The following is an 18,860-nucleotide window of genomic DNA, read 5'->3' on the forward strand; positions in this document are numbered from 1 at the left end:
AAGCACTTCAAGGGTTTTCTGACAGGTAGTCAGATTTCTTCGACGCTTCCCCTTCACAGTTGCCGCGCCCTTTGCTCTGATGACCGGCGAGCCGACAACCGCCAGGGATGCCCGGGGTCAGGAGGAGCGGTGGAGTACAACCTTGCCGACCTGTTCGAGTCGGTCGTGGACGTGGTGCCGGATCGTGCGGCGCTCGTGTACCTCGACCATCCAGGTACGGGCGCGGAACGCCGCCTGAGCTACGCGGAGTTGGACGCCGCCGCCAACCGGATCGCCCATCATCTGATCGACAGCGGGATCCGCCCCGGCGAGCATCTGGGGCTGCACCTCTACAACGGGGTCGAGTACCTCCAGACGGTACTGGGGTGCCTGAAGGCGCGGATCGTGCCGGTCAACGTCAACTACCGCTACGTGGAAGAGGAGTTGGTGTACCTCTACCGGGACGCCGACCTCGCCGCCCTGGTGTTCGACGCGGAGTTCACCGAGCGGGTGGCGACGGCAGGGCCCTCGGCACCGACGCTGCGGCATCTGATCCGCGTGGGTGAACCTCCCTCGGGAGCATCCGAGTTGGAGGCGGTGCCCTTCGCCGGGGCGGAGGCCGCCGGGTCCCCGGAGCGGGGCTTCGAGGCCCGCTCGGGCGACGACCAGTTCATCATCTACACCGGCGGTACCACGGGCATGCCCAAGGGGGTGATGTGGCGGCAGGAGGACCTGTTCTTCTCCGGGCTGGGCGGTGGCGCCCCGACCGGCGAGCCGGTCAAGTCGCCGCAGGAGCTGGCCGAGCGGGTGGCGGCCGGCGGAGAGGGGATCACGTTCTTCCCCACTCCCCCGCTGATGCACGGCACGTCGACCCTGACCGCCTTCATCGGCTTCAACTTCGGCCAACGTGTGGTGATCCACCGCAAGTTCACCCCCGAGGACGTGCTGCGCACGATCGAGAAGGAGAAGGTCACCAGTGTGTCCCTGGTGGGCGACGCGATGCTGCGTCCACTGATCGACGCGTTGAGCGGGCCGATGAAGGGCACGGACTGCTCGTCCCTGTTCAACATCTCGTCGTCGGGCGCGATCCTGTCGGAGACGGTGCGTGCCGAGTTCCAGGCCCTGGTGCCCAACGTGATGCTGCTGAACAACTTCGGGTCGTCGGAGTCCGGCTTCAACGGCACGGCCACCGAGGACTCGGGCCCCGCGCGCGGCTTCCGTATCCGCGTCCACTCCCGCACGCAGGTGGTGGATCCGGCGACCTACGAGGCGGTGCCGCCGGGTGAGGTGGGCCGGATCGCACAGTGCGGCCACGTACCGCTCGGCTACTACAACGACCCGCGCAAGACGGCGGAGACCTTCTTCGAGAAGGACGGCGAACGGTGGGTGCTGCTCGGCGACATGGCGACCGTCGACGAGGAGGGCGTCGTCACCGTCCTCGGGCGGGGCTCGCAGTGCATCAACACCGGCGGGGAGAAGGTGTATCCGGAGGAGGTCGAGCAGGCGCTCAAGTCCCATCCGGACGTGTACGACGCGCTGGTGGCCGGTGTTCCGGACACGAAGTGGGGCAACCATGTGGCGGCGGTGGTGCAGTTGCGGAAGGGGGCTCCGCAGCCTTCGCTGGAGGAGGTCCAGTCCTACTGCCGTACACATCTGGCCGGTTACAAGATCCCTCGCCAGCTGGTGATCACCGAGACGATACGGCGCTCACCCAGCGGCAAGGCGGACTACCGCTGGGCCCAGGAGGTGGCGGTCGGCGCGGACCGCTAGACGGAGCCCGCGACTCGCCGTGGGCCGGCCGGGACGACGGGCGTACGCTGTGCGCGCGGTCGATCCGGGTTTTTTGAACGGAGGGTGACGCAGGGCCGTACGCGAGGTCGGCGGCCCTGTCCTGCGAGCCCGGTCCGCCGTGCCATCAGCGCTTCGCACGGAAGGACCCACGGGTGTCGCACCACACGCCCCCTCGTCAACACCCGAAGACGGACACGGACGACACGGACGACGCGCACGGGACAACGGCCGAGGAAGCGTCGCCCGCTCCCACGGTGAACGACACCGAGTCCGGCGCTACGACGGACGGGGATCCGGCGGACGTAGAACCCGCAGACGTGGAAGCGGAGGGCGTTGAACCGGGGGGCGTCCAACCGGCGGACGAGAAGTCGGCCGGCACGACGACGATCGTCGCGGCGGACGAGCCGGGCGCACGCCCCGTGGCGGGCGAGACGGCCGACGGCGCCGGGGACACGGAGGCGTCCGACGAGGCCGCCGTCACCCGTGTGGCTTCCGCCGACGCCGAGTCCGCCGACGCGGCGGCCCCCGACTCCACGTCCACCACGTCCACCGCCTCCACCGACGAACCCGAACCAGCCGGGGCCGCCTCCTCCGGCGTCCGCCCCGGCTGGTTCGGCTGGCGCCGTCGTTTCCCCCGCGCCGCACGTGCCGTACGGGTGGGGACGAGTGTCCTGGCCGGTGTGCTGGTGATCGGTGTGCTCCTCATGCCCAACCGCCTCGACCGGATGACCGTCGCGTCGTTTTTCCGGCTCCCGGTCGAGGCGATCTTCCTCGCGGCCGTCCTGCTCGTCCTGCCGTCGAAGGCACGGCGGATCACGGCCGTCGCCCTGGGGGCGTTTCTCGGGCTGTCCACCGTCCTGAAGTGTCTCGACATGGGCTTCTACCAGACCCTGGCCCGGCCGTTCGACCTGGTCTTCGACTGGGTTCTGTTCTCCGACGCGGCGGACTTCCTGAAGGACTCGCTCGGTCGCTCGGGTGAGGTGCTCGCGGTGATCGGCGTGATCGTCCTGCTGATCGCCGTTCTCGCGCTGAGCTCGCTCGCCGTGGTGCGGCTGGCCGACCTGATGGCCAGGCACCGCCCCGTCGCCGTGCGCGGCACGCTGGCCCTCGGCACCGCGTGGATCGTCTGCTTCACCATGGGCGTGCAGGCAGGCGGGGTGACGATAGCCACCAAGGGCTACTCCCAGTACCTCACCAACAAGGTGGAGTACGTCCGTGAAGGCCTCGGGGACGCCGAGGTCTTCGACAAGCAACTCCGCGTCGACGCCTTCGCGAACACCCCGACCGACCAGTTGCTGACCGGACTGCGCGGCAAGGACGTGCTGTTCACCTTCATCGAGAGCTACGGCAGGGTGGCGATCGACGATCCGGCGATGGCACCGGAGATCGACGCGACACTCAAGGAGTCCGACGCCAGGCTCAAGTCGGCCGGTTTCGCGGCCCGCAGCGGCTGGCTCACCTCACCCGTGGCGGGCGCCGGCAGCTGGCTGGCCCACTCGACGTTCCTGTCCGGTCTGTGGATCAAGAACCAGCAGCGGTACCGGACCGTGACCACCAGCGACCGCGCCACCCTGACCAGCTACTTCCAGAAGACCGGCGCCTGGCGCACGGTCGGCATCGTCCCCGGCGTCCGTAAGGCCTGGCCCGAGGGCAAGTACTTCGGCCTCGACCACATCTACGACTCGACGCACCTCGGTTACCAGGGGCCGTACTTCAGCTGGACACCGGTGCCGGACCAGTTCAGCCTGGAGGCCTTCCAGAAGCTCGAACACGGGAAGAAGAACCGGGACCCGATCATGGCGGAGATCATCCTGGCCTCCAGCCACAATCCCTGGTCCCCGATCGCCCACATGATCGACTGGAACGACCTCGGGGACGGCACGATCTTCAACAAGATCAAGAAAGAGGGCACGAACCCCACGGAGGTCTGGAAGAGCGCCAAGCGCGTGCGGACCGAGTACCACAAGGCCATCCAGTACTCCATGGACAGCATGATCCAGTGGGTCCAGCGCTACGGCGACGACAACACCGTTCTCGTCCTGCTCGGCGACCACCAGCCCGTCCCCCTGGTCACCGGGGGCAGCACCAGCAAGGACGTGCCGGTCACGATCATCGCCCACGACCCGAAGGTACTGGACCGCGTCGCCGACTGGGGCTGGACGGACGGCCTCAAGCCCGCACCCAACGCCCCGGAGTGGGGCATGGACAAGTTCCGCGACCGCTTCATGACGGCGTACGGGCAGAAGTAGAAGCGTGAGCGGCCCGCGCTCCGCGCGGGCCGACACCTACCCGTTTTCGGAGCAGGACCCCTTGCACGCGTCTCGCCGCCCTGGATTACTGATCCAGAACACCTCGACCGAATGATCGGTCGCCCGGGTCGGGTGCCGGCGACCGCGATGTGAGGGAGACGTCCGATGGCGGATGCGACGGAGTGGCTGGACGCGGGCGAGCGCCTCGGCCTCGAGGCCCTGCGCGCACTTCAGCTCGAGCGGCTGCGGGCCTCGCTGCGCTACTCCTACGACAACGTGCCCTTCTACCGCGCCTCCTTCGACAAGGCCGGCGTCCACCCGGACGACTGCCGTTCCCTCGCCGATCTGTCCCGGTTCCCCTTCACCACCAAGGCGGACCTGCGCGACACCTACCCGTACGGGATGTTCGCCGTCCCCCGCGACCAGGTCCGCCGTATCCACGCGTCGAGCGGCACCACCGGGCGCCCCACGGTCGTCGGTTACACGGCGAACGACCTGTCCCTGTGGGCCGACCTGGTCGCCCGTTCGATCAGGGCGGCGGGCGGCCGACCCGGCGACACGGTTCATGTGGCGTACGGGTACGGCCTGTTCACCGGCGGTCTCGGCGCCCACTACGGCGCGGAACGGCTCGGCTGTACGGTGATCCCGGCGTCCGGCGGAATGACGGCACGCCAGGTCCAGCTGATCCAGGATCTGCGGCCCGGGATCATCATGGTGACGCCCTCCTATCTCCTGACGATCCTCGACGAGTTCGAGAAGCAGGGCGTCGATCCCCGGGGCACCTCCCTGCGGGTCGGCATCTTCGGGGCCGAACCGTGGACCGAGCGGATGCGTGAGGAGATCGAGGAGCGGTTCGCGATCGACGCGGTCGACATATACGGGCTGTCCGAGGTGATCGGCCCGGGAGTCGCCCAGGAGTGCGTGGAGACCAAGGACGGGCTGCACGTGTGGGAGGACCACTTCTTCCCCGAGGTCGTCGACCCGATCACGGGCGAGGTGCTGCCCGAGGGAGCGAAGGGGGAACTGGTGTTCACCTCGCTCACCAAGGAGGCGATGCCGGTGATCCGCTACCGGACCAGGGATCTGACGCGGCTGCTGCCCGGTACGGCTCGCGTGTTCCGGCGGATGGAGAAGGTCACCGGGCGCAGCGACGACATGCTGATCGTGCGCGGAGTGAATCTCTTCCCCACCCAGATCGAGGAGATCGTCCTGCGCACACCGGGCGTCGCACCCCATTTCCAGCTCCGGCTGACCCGCGAGTCCCGCCTCGATCACCTCACCGTCCGGGCCGAGGCCCGCCCTGGAGCAACCCCGGAGACCCGGGACGCGGCGGCCCGGGCCATCGCGACGGCGGTGAAGGACGGTATAGGGGTCTCGGCGGCGGTGGAGATCGTCGAGCCGGAGACACTGGAGCGGTCGGTGGGGAAGATCCGGCGGGTGGTGGATCTCAGGTCGCGCTGACGTCGGCGCGACCCCGCTGACTGGGAAAACCGCAGGTCGGATGCCGTTGTCAGTGGTCGGTTCTACTGTGGGGCGAGATCGAGAATCCGCGCCGAGGAGACAAAGAGGTTCCCATGACGACCCTGACTGACCGCCCGAACAGCGCGCTGCTCGTCATCGATGTCCAGAACGGCGTGGTGGACGGCGCTCACAACCGCGACAAGGTGATCGCGAACATCAACACCCTCGTCGACAAGGCCCGCACGGAGGGTGTGCCCGTGGTCTGGGTGCAGCACTCCAGCGACGAGCTGAGGACGGGCAGCGAAAGCTGGCAGTACGTGCCGGAACTGGTCCGCCGTGACACCGAGCCCCTCGTCCACAAGAAATACGGCGACTCGTTCGAAGCCACGGAACTGGAGGACGTCCTCGCGGAGCGCGGGGTCGGCCGGCTGGTCGTCACGGGCGCCCAGACCGACGCGTGCATCCGCTCCACGCTGCACGGCGGCTTCGTGCGCGGATACGACGTGACGCTCGTCGGCGACGCCCACACCACGGAGGACCTCACGAAGTACGGAGCTCCGACGCCGGCCGAGGTGATCGCGCACACCAACCTCTACTGGCAGTTCCAGGACGCTCCGGGGCGCAGCGGTGAGACCGTCAGCACGGTGGAGACGACCTTCGCCACTCAGGACGAGGGCTGACGGTCAGGGCGAGGGGGACCGTCAGGAATCCGCGAACCGGTCCCTCAGCTCCCGCTTGAGGATCTTCCCGCTCGCGTTGCGCGGCAGTTCGTCCACGAACAGCACCCGCTTCGGTGCCTTGAAGTGGTCGAGCTTCTCGCGGGCGTGGGCGAGAAGTTCCGCTTCGGTGACCTCGCCCCGGGGGACGACGATCGCGGTGACCGCCTCGATCCAGCGCTCGTCGGGAAGGCCGACGACGGCCGCCTCGGCGACCCCCGGGTGGGTGTAGAGGGCGTCCTCGACCTGGCGTGAGGCGATCAGTACGCCACCGGAGTTGATGACGTCCTTCACCCGGTCGACAACGGTGTAGTAGCCGTCGGCGTCCCGGACGACCAGGTCGCCCGAGTGGAACCAGCCGTCCTTGAAGGCGGCTGCCGTCTCCTCGGGCTTGTCCCAGTAGCCCTCGCACAACTGCGGGGAACGGTAGACGACTTCGCCGGGTGTCCCGTCGGGGACCTCCGCACCGTCCTCGTCCACCACGCGGGCGTCCACGAACAGCACCGGGCGTCCGCAGGAGTCCAGCCTGCCCTTGTGTTCGAAGGGCCCGAGAACCATGGAGAGGGGGCCGATCTCGCTCTGGCCGAAGCAGTTGTAGAAGGCGAGTTTCGGGAGTCGCTCGCGCAGCCGTTCCAGCACCGGGACCGGCATGATCGAGGCGCCGTAGTACGCCTTGCGCAGTCCGCTCAGGTCGCGGGTCGCGAAGTCGGGGCGGCCCGCGAGACCGATCCACACGGTCGGCGGCGCGAACAGGCTGTCCGCGCGGCCGGACTCGACGAGGTCGAGAATCGTGTCGCCGTCCGGGGCGTCGAGAATGATGTTCGGGGCGCCGACCGCGAGATACGGCAGCAGGAACACGTGCATCTGCGCCGAGTGGTAGAGGGGCAGCGAGTGCACGGGCCGGTCGCCTGGGCTGAGGTCGAGGGCGGCGATCGCGCTCAGGTACTCGTGCACCAGCGAGCGGTGGGTCATCATCGCGCCCTTGGGCAGCGCGGTGGTCCCGGACGTGTACAGCAACTGCACCAGGTCCTCGGTGCGTGACTCGGGGCCCTCGTGGGGCTCGGTGTCGGCCAGCTGTGCGAGCAGCGAGCCGTCGGCGTCGCGGAGCGGCAGGACCCGTACGCCGCCGGGGAGCCGGGCGGCCAGGTCCGGGTCGGTCAGGACGAGGGTGCTGCCGGACTGGTCCAGCAGGTAGGCGAGGTCGTCGCCGGTCAGGTTCTGGTTGACGGGGACGTGCACGAGTCCGGCGCGGGCGCAGGCGAGGAAGGCGATGAGGTAGGCGTCGGAGTTGTGCCCGTAGGCGCCGACCCGGTCGCCGGGGGCGAGTCCCTCGGCGCGCAGTACGCCGGCGGCCCGGGAGACGGCCTCGTCGAGTTCCCCGTACGTCCAGGTCCGATCGCGGTACTCGACCGCCACCCGCGCCGGAACGCGCTGGGCGCTGCGCCGCAGCACCCCGTCAACCGTGCTCCCGTATTGCTGCGTCATAGTCCATGATCCTGGTTCGGTCACCGAACGAGGTCAAGCACCGGAGGGGGCCGGGCGACATACCCGTTGGTACGCTCAACCGCTCCTTCCCTCAATGACGTTGGGAGGCACGATGCGCACCCGAACGAGACGGTTCGTCGTCACGGCCGTCGCATTACTCACCGCCACTTCGGCACTGCCCGCCGCCATGGCCCAGAGTGGTCCCGCGGAGGCATCGAAGACATCGGCATCACAGGTGTCCCAGCGACATCCTTCCCACGGCAGGCTGTCCGCCGTAATCCGCTACACCGAGTACGGCATCCCGCACATCGTCGCGAAGGACTACGAGAACCTCGGCTTCGGCAGCGGCTGGGCACAGGCCGCCGACCAGGTGTGCGTGCTCGCTGACGGTTTCGTGACCCTGCGCGGCGACCGCTCGCGCTGGTTCGGGCCCGAAGCCTCGACGGACTTCTCGCTCTCCGACGCCTCCGACAACCTCTCCAGCGATCTCTACTTCCGTGGAGTGCGGGACAACCGGACAGTCGAGGGGCTGCTCGCCCAGCCGGCGCCGCAGGGCCCGAGCCGGTCCGTCAAGGACCTGATGAACGGCTGGGCGGCGGGTTACAACGCCTGGCTGAAGCAGAACCGGGTCAAGGACCCGGCCTGTGCGGGCGCCGGCTGGGTCCGGCCGGTCACCGGTCTCGACGTGGCCACGCGTGCGTACGCCCTCGCGGTGCTTGGCGGACAGGGCGGCTTCGTGGACGCGATCACCGCCGCACAGCCGCCGACGGCCTCCACCGCGTCCGGCGCGTCGGCCGTGTCGGGCGCGGCGAGCGCGTCCACGAAGTCGGCTCTTCCGGACGCCTCTGCCGCCGCCCGGGGCGCGCGCGAGCTGTTTCACATATCCGACATGGGCTCCAACGCCGTGGCGTTCAACGGCAGTACGACGGCGAACGGCCGTGGCCTGCTGCTGGGCAACCCGCACTACCCGTGGCAGGGCGGACGCCGGTTCTGGCAGTCCCAGCAGACGATCCCGGGTGAACTGAACGTTGCCGGTGGGTCGTTGCTCGGCTCGCCGACGATCTCCATCGGGTACAACGCGAACGTGGCGTGGAGTCACACCGTGTCCACCGGTGTGCCACTCAGCCTGCACCAGCTGAAGCTCGACCCCGCCGACCCGACGACATACCTGGTCGACGGCAGGGCGGAGCGGATGACCCGCCGGTCGGTGACCGTCCCGGTGAAAGACGGCTCCCCGGTGACCCGCACCCAGTGGTGGACCCGCTACGGCCCCGTCGTCCTCTCCCCCGGCGGTGACCTCCCCCTGCCCTGGACCACGACGACGGCGTACGCGCTGAACGACCCGAACTCGGCGAACCTGCGCTTCTACGACACCTCGCTCGGCTTCAGCAAGGCGCGCGGTACCGCCGATGTCCTCAGCTCCCTCGACAGGCACCAGGGCATTCCCTGGGTGAACACGGTCGCCGCCGACTCCTCGGGGCACTCCTTGTTCTCCCAGTCGCAAGTGCTCCCCCGGATCACCAACGAGCTGGCGGCGGCCTGTTCGACGCCGCTCGGCAGGGTGCTCTATCCGGCGGCGGGCGTCGCGGTCCTCGACGGCTCACGCGCCGACTGTGCCATCGGCGACGATCCGGACGCCGTGGCGCCCGGGATATTCGGTCCCGCGCGGATGCCGACCCTGAAGGACACGCCGTACGTCGAGAACTCCAACGACAGCGCGTGGCTGACCAACCTGGACAAGCCGATCACCGGGTACGAGCGGATCTTCGGCCCGGTGCGCACGGCCGTCTCGCCGCGTACCCGGGGTGCCGTCGCCGATGTGGCGGCGCTGGCCGCGAAGGGCGGGCTGACGGTCGCCGACCTCCAGCGGCAGCAGTTCTCGAACCGTTCGACGTCTGGCGCCCTGGCCGCGGCCGACGCGGCCCGGGCCTGTGCCGCGCTGCCGGGTGGTACGGCAACGGGCAGTGCCGGTACGGCGGTTGACGTCAGTCAGGCGTGCGGGGTGCTGGCGTCCTGGGACCGCACCATGAACAGTGACAGCCGGGGCGCGCTGCTCTTCGACCGGTTCTGGCGCAAGCTTCGCGGCGCGGTGCCGTCCGCGCAGCTCTGGAAGGTGCCGTTCTCGGCGGCGGATCCGGTCGGCACGCCCAACACGCTCAACACGGACGCGCCGGGCTTCACCCGGGCTCTCGCGGACGCGGTGACGGAGCTGCGCGCGGCGGGCATCCCGCTGAACGCCCGCCTCGGGGACCACCAGTACGTCGTACGGAAGGGTCAGCGGCTGCCGGTCGGGGGCGGCACCGAGTCGCTGGGCGTGTGGAACAAGATCGAGCCCGTGTGGGACACGGCCAACGGCGGTTACCGGGACAACGCGTTCGGGTCCAGCCATATCCAGGCCGTGGGCTGGGACGGCAGCCGCTGCCCGGTGGCCCGGACACTGCTGACGTACTCCCAGTCGTCGAATCCGAACTCGCCCCACTTCGCTGACCAGACGCGGCTGTTCTCGGCCGAGAAGTGGGTCCGGGCCAGGTTCTGCGAGAAGGACATCCTGTCGTCGCCTGCGCTGCGGGTGGTCCGGGTGCACGGCTGAGGGACGTAAGGAGCCGGTCCTCCGGTGTGGTCCCGTCCCGTCTCCGGGCGGGACGGGACCACACCGCGACCACACCGCGAGCACAACGCCGTCCATACGCCGGCTCGCGGCCGCTCACACGGGCCTTGTGCGGCCCTCCCAGTACGGGTCGCGCAACCGCCGCTTGTACAGCTTGCCGTTGGGGTCGCGTGGCATGTGCTCGATGAAGTCGACGCTCTTGGGCCGCTTGTACCCGGCGAGCCGGCGGGCGCAGTGGCCGAGGATCTCGGCGGCCAGGTCGGGCCCCGGCACATGTCCGGGTGCCGCCTCCACGACCGCCTTGACCTCCTCGCCCCAGTCGTCGTGCGGGATGCCGAAGGCGGCGGCGTCGGCGACGGCGGGATGGCCGAGCAGGGCGGACTCGATCTCGGCGGGGTAGATGTTGACCCCGCCCGAGATGATCATGTCGATCTTGCGGTCGCGGAGGAAGAGGTAGCCGTCCTCGTCCAGGAGGCCCAGGTCGCCGACGGTGAAGAAGTCGCCGATACGGTTCTTGAGCGTCTTGCCCTCGTCCTTGTGATAGGCGAAGCCGCCGGTGCTCATCTTCATGTAGACGGTGCCGAGTTCGCCCGGCGGGAGCCGGTTGCCGTCGTCGTCGAAGATCGCGAGTTCGCTGATCGGCCAGGCCTTGCCGACCGTGCCGGGTTTCTTCAGCCAGTCCTCGGCGGTCGCGAACGCCCCGCCGCCCTCGCTGGCCGCGTAGTACTCCTCCACGCACTCGCCCCACCAGTCGATCATGGCCCGTTTCACATGGTCGGGGCAGGGTGCGGCGCCGTGGATGGCGTGCCGCATGGACGACACGTCGTACGCCCGCCGCACCCGCTCGGGCAGCGCGAGGAGCCGGTGGAACTGGGTCGGGACCATATGGGTGTGCGTGCACTTGTGGGCGTCGATGACGCGGAGCATCTCCTCCGGTGTCCACTTGTCCATCAGTACCAGACGGTGCCCGATGTGCAGGGACGCGCCGGCGAACTGGAGTACGGCCGTGTGGTAGAGCGGGGAGCAGACCAGGTGCACGTTCCCGCCGAACGGCTTGATGCCGAAGATGCCGAGGAATCCGCCGAGGTACGCCTCCTCGGGGGGCTTGCCCTGTAGCGGGCGCCGGATCCCGCGCGGGCGGCCGGTGGTGCCGGAGGTGTAGTTCATGACCCAGCCGAGGGTGCGGTCCTCGGGCGCCGACTCGGGCTGTCCGTCCAGGAGTTGGCCGTACGGCCGGAAGCCGTCGACCTCGCCGACCGCGTACCGCTGTTCCGCCGGGAGCTGTGCCTCGTCGGCGGCGGCGCGTGCCGCGTCGGCGAACCGCTCGTGTGCGATGAGCACCTTGGCGCCGGAGTCGGCGACGATCCAGGCGATCTCGGGCCCGACGAGGTGGTGGTTGACGGGGACGAGGTAGAACCCGGCCTGGGAGGCGGCCAGATACGCCACGAGGAACTCGACACCGTTGGGCAGGACCACGGCGAAGGCGTCACCGCGTTCGAGTCCGGCGGCGCGCAGCCCGTGGACCAGTTGGTTGGTGGCGGCGTGCAGCCGTCCGGCGGTCCACTGCTCACCGTCGGGCGCGATGAGGACCGTGCGCTCCGGGTCGACGGTGGCCTGCGCCCAGAATCCGTTGGGGGTCTCGCTCACTTGCCCACTGGCTGTCCCGCTCGCTGTCACGCTCACGACTGGTTGCTCCTTCCGTCGGCGTTTCGGCCCGCGATCCGGTTGACTCGGTTCACAGCCTGCTCGAAGCCGCTGGTCAGGTCGTCGAAGACGGCCTGGACGCTTCGCTCGCTGTTCATCCGGCCGACGATCTGGCCGACCGGCGTGCCGAGGAGGGGCGCGATCTCGTACTTCTGGATGCGGGAGACGGCCTCGGCCACGAGCAGACCCTGGAGGGGCATGGGCAGGGTGCCGGGTCCGTCGGTGGAGTCCCAGGCGTCGGTCCAGTCGGTGCGCAGCTGACGCGCCGGCTTCCCGGTCAGGGAGCGGGAACGGACGGTGTCGCCGGAGCCCGCCGCGAGCAGCTTCTGTGTCAGCGCGGTCGAGTGCATGTCCGCCTCGGTGGTGGTCAGCCAGAGAGAGCCCAGCCAGACCCCCTGGGCGCCGAGGGCGAGCGCGGCAGCCACCTGCCGTCCGCTGCCGATACCGCCGGCGGCGAGCACCGGCAACGGGTCGACCGCGTCGACCACCTCCGGCGTCAGCACCATGGAGGCGATCTCACCGGTGTGACCGCCCGCCTCGTAGCCCTGCGCGACGACGATGTCGATACCGCCCTCGGCATGCTTCTGGGCGTGCCGGGCGCTGCCCGCGAGGGCCGCCACGAGCACACCCTGGTCGTGCGCGCGGGCCACGACATCGGCGGGCGGCGAGCCCAGGGCGTTCGCCAGCAGTCTGATGGGGTAGTCGAAGGCCACGTCGAGCTGGTTGCGGGCGACCTGCTCCATCCACCCGGTGATACGCCACCCGGAGGCCTCACCCTCGGCCAGTTCCGGCACCCCGTACTTGGCCAGGGTGTCCCGGACGAACTGGCGGTGCCCCTCGGGGATCATCGCCTCGACCTCGGCCTCGGTGACCCCTTCGACCTTGCGGGCCGGCATGACGACGTCCAGCCCGTACGGCCGGCCCTCGACATGCGCCTCGATCCAGTCCAGGTCGCGCTTGAGGTCGTCCGGCGCCGTGTAGCGGACCGCTCCGAGCACCCCGAAACCCCCGGCCCGGCTGATGGCCGCGGCGACGGCGGGGAACGGCGTGAAGCCGAAGACGGCGTGCTCGATTCCCAGTTTCTTGCTCAGCTCCGTCTGCATGGCCGCAGGATGCCGCAGTCCTCCGGACGAGGGAAGAGGTTTTCTGATACACCGTCAGATTCTTGGCCATCGGGCAAGGGCGAGGCTGGGGCAGGCGAACGCCTCGCCGGTGCTCAGCCCCCGGCGGCCCTGCCAGCCGGGTGAGCCTCGCCGGCACCCTCAGCCCCGCCGGTCGGCCGCAGTCCCGCCAGTCGCGCGCAGTCCCGTCAATCGCCTGCAGTCCCGTCTGCCCTCCCAGTCCCGTCCGCCCTCCCCGTCCCGTCAGTTCTCGTCCGTCTCCAGTACGGCCATGGCCGCGTTGTGCCCCGGCACCCCGCTCACCCCGCCCCCGCGCACCGCGCCCGCCCCGCACAGCAGGACGTTCGCGTGCCGGGTCTCCACGCCCCAGCGTCCGCTGTCCTCCTGGGCGTACGGCCAGGTCAGGTCGCGGTGGAAGATGTTGCCGCCGGGCAGGCGCAGGTCGCGTTCCAGGTCGAGGGGGGTTTTCGCCTCGATGCAGGGGCGCCCCTCCGCGTCCGTGGCCAGACAGTCCGCGAGAGGCTCGGCGAGGTGGGCGTCGAGCTGGGCGAGGGTCGATTTCAGCAGCTCGTCCCGTACGGCGTCGTTGTCACGGGCGAACAGCCGTGCGGGGGTGTGCAGGCCGAACAGGGTCAGCGTCTGGTAGCCCCGCTCGACGAGGTCCGGGCCGAGGATCGTCGGGTCGGTGAGCGAGTGGCAGTAGATCTCGGACGGTGGCGCGGCGGGCAGTTCACCGGCGGTCGCCTGGGCGTGGGCGGCGGCCAGTTGCTCGTACCCCTCGGCGATGTGGAAGGTCCCGGCGAACGCCTCGCGCGGGTCGACGGACGTGTCCTTGAGCCTCGGCAGCCGGGTGAGCAGCATGTTCACCTTGAGCTGGGCGCCTTCGGCGGGGCTCGGCGGGGCGTCACCCGTCAGTGCGGCCAGTTCCCGCGGCGAGGCGTTCACCAGTACGTGCCGGGCGCCGACCGTGCTCTCGCCGTCGGCCGTCCGGTAGGTCACCTCGGCGGTACGGCCGTCCGTGTCCACCCGTACGACCTCGTGGCCGGTGGCGAGCACGGCGCCCGCGCTGCGGGCGGCGCCGGCGAGGGCGTCGGTCAGGGCGCCCATGCCGCCCACGGGAACGTCCCAGGCTCCGGTGCCGCCGCCGATGACGTGGTAGAGGAAGCAGCGGTTCTGTCGCAGGGAAGGATCGTGCGCGTCGGCGAAGGTGCCGATCAGGGCGTCCGTCAGGACGACACCGCGTACGAGGTCGTCGGCGAAGTTCGCCTCGACGGCCGCTCCGATCGGCTCCTCGAAGAGGGTGCGCCAGGCGTCCTCGTCGTCGACGCGGCGGCGGAGTTCGTCGCGGGTGGGCAGCGGCTCGGTGAGGGTGGGGAACACCTTTTCGGCGACACGGCCGGTCATGCCGTAGAAGCGCTGCCAGGACTCGTACTCCCGTTCCCCTCCGGTGAGCCGTGCGAAGGCCTCGCGGGTGCGGCGTTCGCCGCCGCCGACGAGCAGTCCGGTGGGCCGGCCGTCCCGTTCCACGGGGGTGTACGAGGAGACGGTGCGCCCGCGCACCCGGAAGTCCAGGCCGAGATCGCGCACGATCTTCCGGGGCAGCAGGCTGACCAGGTACGAGTAGCGCGACAGCCGGGCGTCGACCCCGGCGAACGGCCGGGTCGACACGGCGGCGCCGCCGGTACCGGCCAGCCGTTCCAGGACCAGCACGGACTTCCCGGCGCGGGCCAGGTAGGCGGCGGCGACGAGACCGTTGTGCCCGCCGCCGACGATCACCGCGTCGCATCGGTCGCGGCGGTCGGATCTGCCGGTCCGGTCGGCTCGGTCGGCTCGGTGGGGGTGCTCGGTCGGGTCGGGGTGCTCGGGTGCGGGCATGGCTCTTGGTAACACGTGATGATCCACCCCGGCCAGACCTGTAGGTCCGAGGGGCGCAGGAGCCGTCGGGCCGGCCACGGTCAGCGGGGCCGCGTCCCCGCTCTTGGGCACGGCGACGAACCGGCCGGGGAAACGGCCGGGGAAACGGAGCAAGGCCGCACCGAACAACTCCCCCGCGTCCGGGACGCCGCGACCGGTACTCGCTGGTGCCGGGCTCGTCGGATTCGCCGCCCGCCTCGCCGACCCGTGCGGCAGGGCACGGCCGCCGTGGGTCGGGTCCGGCGGCGGAGGCGTCACTCGCGCCGACGATGCCTTTTCCCCAGAGTCGGTCTGGCGTCAGATCCCGCCTGCGCGCGACGCGTGGACGCGCTCCCGGCGCCGGCTCGGCAGGCTCAGTGGCCCGACGCCCGTTGCTGTCGTAGTGCCGCCACCCTCCTGTACAGCTCGACGGCCTCGGGGCCCCGGCCCAGTTGTTCCAGGCAGTGGGCCTCGTCGTTGCGGCTGGCGAGCGTGTCGGGGTGGTCGGCGCCGAGTACCTGTTCGCGGGCGGCGGCGACCCGCCGGTACTCGGTCAGGGCGTCGGGCCAGCGGCCGAGCCAGCCCAGGCCGACAGCCACCTCTCGGCGGCTGACCAGGGTGTCCGGGTGGTCGGCGCCCAGGATCCGTTCGCGGATCGCGCACACGTCGCGTGACTCCGCGAGCGCCTCCTCCCAGCGGTCGAGGCGGCCGAGGTTGACGCCCAGACCGTGCCGGGCGCGCAGGGTCTCGGGGTGCGCGGGGCCGTTGACGCGGGTGCGGTCGTCGACCAGGTCGCGGTACAGCTTGAGGGCCTCCGCGCTGCGGCCGAGCCGGCCGAGGCTGATGCCGACCTCGTAGCGAGCGGCGAGCGTGTCGGGGTGATCGGGCCCGAGCGCCTCCGCGCGGGCTGCCGCGACTTCCTGGTACGTCCGCAGGGCCTCGGGCCAGCGTCCCAACTGGCCGAGCGCGTAGGCGACTTCGTACCGCGTGACCAGGGTGTCGGGATGGGCGGCGCCGAGCACCCCGGCGCGGGCCGTCGCCACCTCGCAGGCCATGCGGTACGAGTCCTCCAGGCGTCCCAGACGGCTCAGGTTGAACGCGAGGTTGTGGCGGCAGCGCAGGGTGTCCGGATGGTCGGGGCCCATGGTGCGCTCGCGGGCGGACAGGACGTTCGTATAGGTCTGGTGGGCCTCGAAATGGCGACCCAACTGCCCCAGGACGTAGGCCATTTCCTGCCGGGTGGCCAATGTGTCGGGGTGGTCGGCGCCGAGTACCCGTTCCCGTTCACGGGCCACTTGGGTGTACTCGCGCAGGGCGTCGGCGGCGCGACCGGTGCGGCTGAGGGTGAAGCCGACCTCGTAGCGGCTGGCGAGGGTGTCGGGGTGGGCGGGTCCGAGGACGTGTTCGCGCTCGGCGGCGACCGCGCGGTGCACCTCGCCGGCCTCGGCCCAGCGGCCGAGGCGCCCCAGACTCAGGCCGGCGTTGTGCCGTCCGGCCAGCGCGTTGAGCGTCTGGGGCGACGGAGCGGGCGGCGACTGCGGTACGGGTTCCTCGGGGCGGCCCCCGACCGGGCGGGCGATCCAGTCGCCGGTGAGCCCCGCCGACGGGTCCGGCGGTGGGGTGCTTCTGCGGGCGCCGGTCGCCTTGTGGCCGCTGGTCATGCCCCGGGTCCAGGACGGCAGCCGGGGTTCGCGGGTGGCGGGCTCGGCGGGCCGGAACTGGGGCTGCGGGGTGACGACGGTCGGCACGTACAGCGGGGTGGCCCGGCCGGCGCTGATCCTGCGGGCCAACTCCCGTGCGTCACTGGGGCGTTCCTCCGGACGCTTGGCGAGAAGGGCCAGGATGACCCGCTCCAGGAACTCGGGCACCTCCGAACGGTGGCTGCGCGGCGGCTCGGGCGGGGTGTCACGGTGTCCGACGAGCACCGCCCAGGCGTCGTCGAGGTCGAACGGCGGTACCCCGGTGGCCAGTTCGTACAACACACAGCCGAAGGAGTACAGGTCGCTGCGCTGGTCGACCTCGCCGCCGCTGATCTGCTCCGGCGACATGTAGTGCGGGGTGCCCATGGCGATTCCGGTGCCGGTGAGCCGGGAGGTGAAGCCGATGTCGTGACCGAGCCGCGCTATGCCGAAGTCGCAGATCTTCACCGTACCGTCGGTCAACCGCATGATGTTCGCGGGCTTCAAGTCACGGTGGACGATGCCCTGTTGGTGGGTGTAGGCGAGGGCGGCGGCCACCTGGTCGGCGATGTCGACGACGTCCGGGACGGGCAGCGGATGGTGCTTGTTGTCTTCCAGGAGCTGGCTCAGATTGCGCCCCTCCAGCAACTCCATGACGAGGTACAGCACCCCGTCGGACTCGCCGAAGTCGTGCACGACGGTCACTCCGCGGTGCTGCAGTGCGGCGGCCACCCGTGCCTCGCGCCGGAACCGTTCCCGCAGGACACGGGTGAAGGAGTGGTCGTGGTGGGGGCCGAGCGGCTTCAGGCACTTCACGGCCACCTGGCGCCCCAGCGACTCGTCGCGAGCACGCCACACCTCTCCCATGCCGCCGCGCCCGATCAGATCGATCAGCCGGTACCGACTCTGGATCAGTCTGGTGTCCGCCATGTCCCGCTGCCGCCCCCGGTCCTGTTCGCCCTCCCCTGGCCCGTCCAGTATGGCGAGCTATCGTCCGAGTTTGTACGGCGCGGGGCGCGAGCCGGGGCCGAGCCGTGACATGGCCCGCAGAATGTGTTTGGGCGGGAGTTGCCAGCGAAGACGTGCGGGAACGCAGCGCAACACGGTACCCGTGGCACGCAACTGCCGGGAGACGGTGGCCGGTTCGGCCGCGGCTCGGCCGTACAGCTCGTGGGCGTACGGCGGCAGAGAGGCGTACGCCAGCTGTGCCACGCGCCGCCACAGCACCTCACGCGCCGGGACGAGCAGTGGATGTGTCGGAGGACGCAACAGGAAGTCGTCCACCTCGCGTGCCTCGGCTCCCACGGCCAGTTCGGGGCGGACCTTCTCGAAGTACGCGCGCATCTCGTCCTGGTTCGACGGTACGTCGTCGGGGTCGAGGCCCACCAGGCGGGCGCTGACCAGGTGTTCTCGGATGTACCGGTCGGCATGGGTGTCGGTGATCGGGTATCCGGAGCGGCGCAGGATGTGCAGGTAGGAGTCGATCTCGGCGCAGTGCACCCACAGCAGCAGTCCGGGTTCGTCGACGCCGTACCGCTCCCCCGTGTCCGGGTCGACGGCAGAGAGCATGCGGTGGATCTTCCGCACCCGGGCGCCCGCCTTCTCGGCCGCGTCCGTGGTTCCGTAGGTGGTCGTGGCGACGAAGTTCGCGATGCTCATCAGCCGGCCCCAGGCTTCCTGCCGGAAGTCCGAGTTCTGCAGGACCCCGCGCACCGCGCGCGGATGCAGCGCCTGGAAGTAGAGGGCGCGGATTCCGGCGACCCACATCATGGGGTCGGCGTGCAGCTGCCAGGTGACGGACCGGGGGCCGAACAGTCCCGGATCGCCTGTGGGTGTCCCGCCCATTCGCCGCCTCCTTCGGTCGCGACGTCACCTCGGTCTTTCCCGGGGCGTCCCTGGGTCATGCCCGCGACGACTGCAGTGATGCCTCTGGTCGAAGACAGTGGATGACACCCTGTGCAGTCGTGACTCACGCAGTCCCCGAATTAGAGGCGCCGGTTCGAACTTTCGATCAAATTTCGGAACGTGGACTGCGTCGATGTGGGACATCGTTCAGGTTTGAGCCACGCGTAACGAAATATTTCGACGCCGAGAGCGCATTTTGCGAGAGGTATTGACGGGATGTGTCGGGCTCCTATCATCCTGCCCAACGAGTTCGATCGACGGCACGGCGC

Annotated in this window: 11 protein-coding genes; 5 read left to right on the top strand and 6 right to left on the bottom strand. The window is 70.2% G+C overall.

What is annotated here, in order from left to right:
- The first annotated feature begins 129 nt into the window (after positions 1–129).
- From ABZ855_RS30235 to ABZ855_RS30250, 4 genes are all read left to right on the top strand, one after another.
- Positions 130–1,749, top strand: a complete 1,620-nt coding sequence (locus ABZ855_RS30235; RefSeq protein WP_360812181.1) for an acyl-CoA synthetase — start codon at positions 130–132, stop codon at positions 1,747–1,749.
- Positions 1,750–1,922: 173 nt separating this feature from the next.
- Positions 1,923–4,019 carry a sulfatase gene (locus ABZ855_RS30240; protein WP_360812182.1) on the top strand — a complete coding sequence of 699 codons (2,097 nt, stop codon included), beginning with the start codon at positions 1,923–1,925 and terminating at the stop codon, positions 4,017–4,019.
- Positions 4,020–4,184: 165 nt separating this feature from the next.
- On the top strand, positions 4,185–5,480 hold the full coding sequence (gene paaK, locus ABZ855_RS30245; protein ID WP_360812183.1) for a phenylacetate--CoA ligase PaaK: 1,296 nt from the start codon (positions 4,185–4,187) through the stop codon (positions 5,478–5,480).
- A gap of 113 nt (positions 5,481–5,593) precedes the next feature.
- On the top strand, positions 5,594–6,160 hold the full coding sequence (locus tag ABZ855_RS30250) for a cysteine hydrolase family protein (RefSeq protein ID WP_360812184.1): 567 nt from the start codon (positions 5,594–5,596) through the stop codon (positions 6,158–6,160).
- A gap of 21 nt (positions 6,161–6,181) precedes the next feature.
- On the opposite strand, the gene ABZ855_RS30255 is transcribed toward ABZ855_RS30250, so the two are convergent.
- Positions 6,182–7,681 carry an acyl-CoA synthetase gene (locus ABZ855_RS30255; RefSeq protein WP_360812185.1) on the bottom strand — a complete coding sequence of 500 codons (1,500 nt, stop codon included), beginning with the start codon at positions 7,679–7,681 and terminating at the stop codon, positions 6,182–6,184.
- 112 nt (positions 7,682–7,793) lie between these two features.
- Here ABZ855_RS30255 and ABZ855_RS30260 point away from each other — a divergent pair, with 112 nt between their 5' ends.
- Positions 7,794–10,271, top strand: coding sequence for a penicillin acylase family protein (locus tag ABZ855_RS30260; protein WP_360812187.1), 2,478 nt, complete (start codon positions 7,794–7,796; stop codon positions 10,269–10,271).
- Positions 10,272–10,385: 114 nt separating this feature from the next.
- On the opposite strand, the gene ABZ855_RS30265 is transcribed toward ABZ855_RS30260, so the two are convergent.
- From ABZ855_RS30265 to ABZ855_RS30285, 5 genes are all read right to left on the bottom strand, one after another.
- Positions 10,386–11,936: an acyl-CoA synthetase gene (locus ABZ855_RS30265; protein WP_360812335.1), complete on the bottom strand. Its 1,551-nt coding sequence runs from the start codon at positions 11,934–11,936 to the stop codon at positions 10,386–10,388.
- Positions 11,937–11,968: 32 nt separating this feature from the next.
- The gene (locus ABZ855_RS30270; RefSeq protein WP_360812189.1) at positions 11,969–13,096 is read right to left on the bottom strand and encodes a nitronate monooxygenase family protein; all 1,128 of its coding nucleotides are present in this window, start codon (positions 13,094–13,096) and stop codon (positions 11,969–11,971) included.
- 261 nt (positions 13,097–13,357) lie between these two features.
- Positions 13,358–15,025, bottom strand: a complete 1,668-nt coding sequence (locus ABZ855_RS30275) for an NAD(P)/FAD-dependent oxidoreductase (RefSeq protein WP_360812337.1) — start codon at positions 15,023–15,025, stop codon at positions 13,358–13,360.
- A gap of 356 nt (positions 15,026–15,381) precedes the next feature.
- Positions 15,382–17,616 carry a serine/threonine-protein kinase gene (locus ABZ855_RS30280; RefSeq protein ID WP_360812191.1) on the bottom strand — a complete coding sequence of 745 codons (2,235 nt, stop codon included), beginning with the start codon at positions 17,614–17,616 and terminating at the stop codon, positions 15,382–15,384.
- Positions 17,617–17,673: 57 nt separating this feature from the next.
- Positions 17,674–18,531, bottom strand: a complete 858-nt coding sequence (locus tag ABZ855_RS30285) for an oxygenase MpaB family protein (RefSeq protein ID WP_360812193.1) — start codon at positions 18,529–18,531, stop codon at positions 17,674–17,676.
- Positions 18,532–18,860: the final 329 nt, after the last annotated feature.

The sequence above is a fragment of the Streptomyces sp. NPDC047042 genome, assembly GCF_040644035.1.
Classification (GTDB): domain Bacteria; phylum Actinomycetota; class Actinomycetes; order Streptomycetales; family Streptomycetaceae; genus Streptomyces.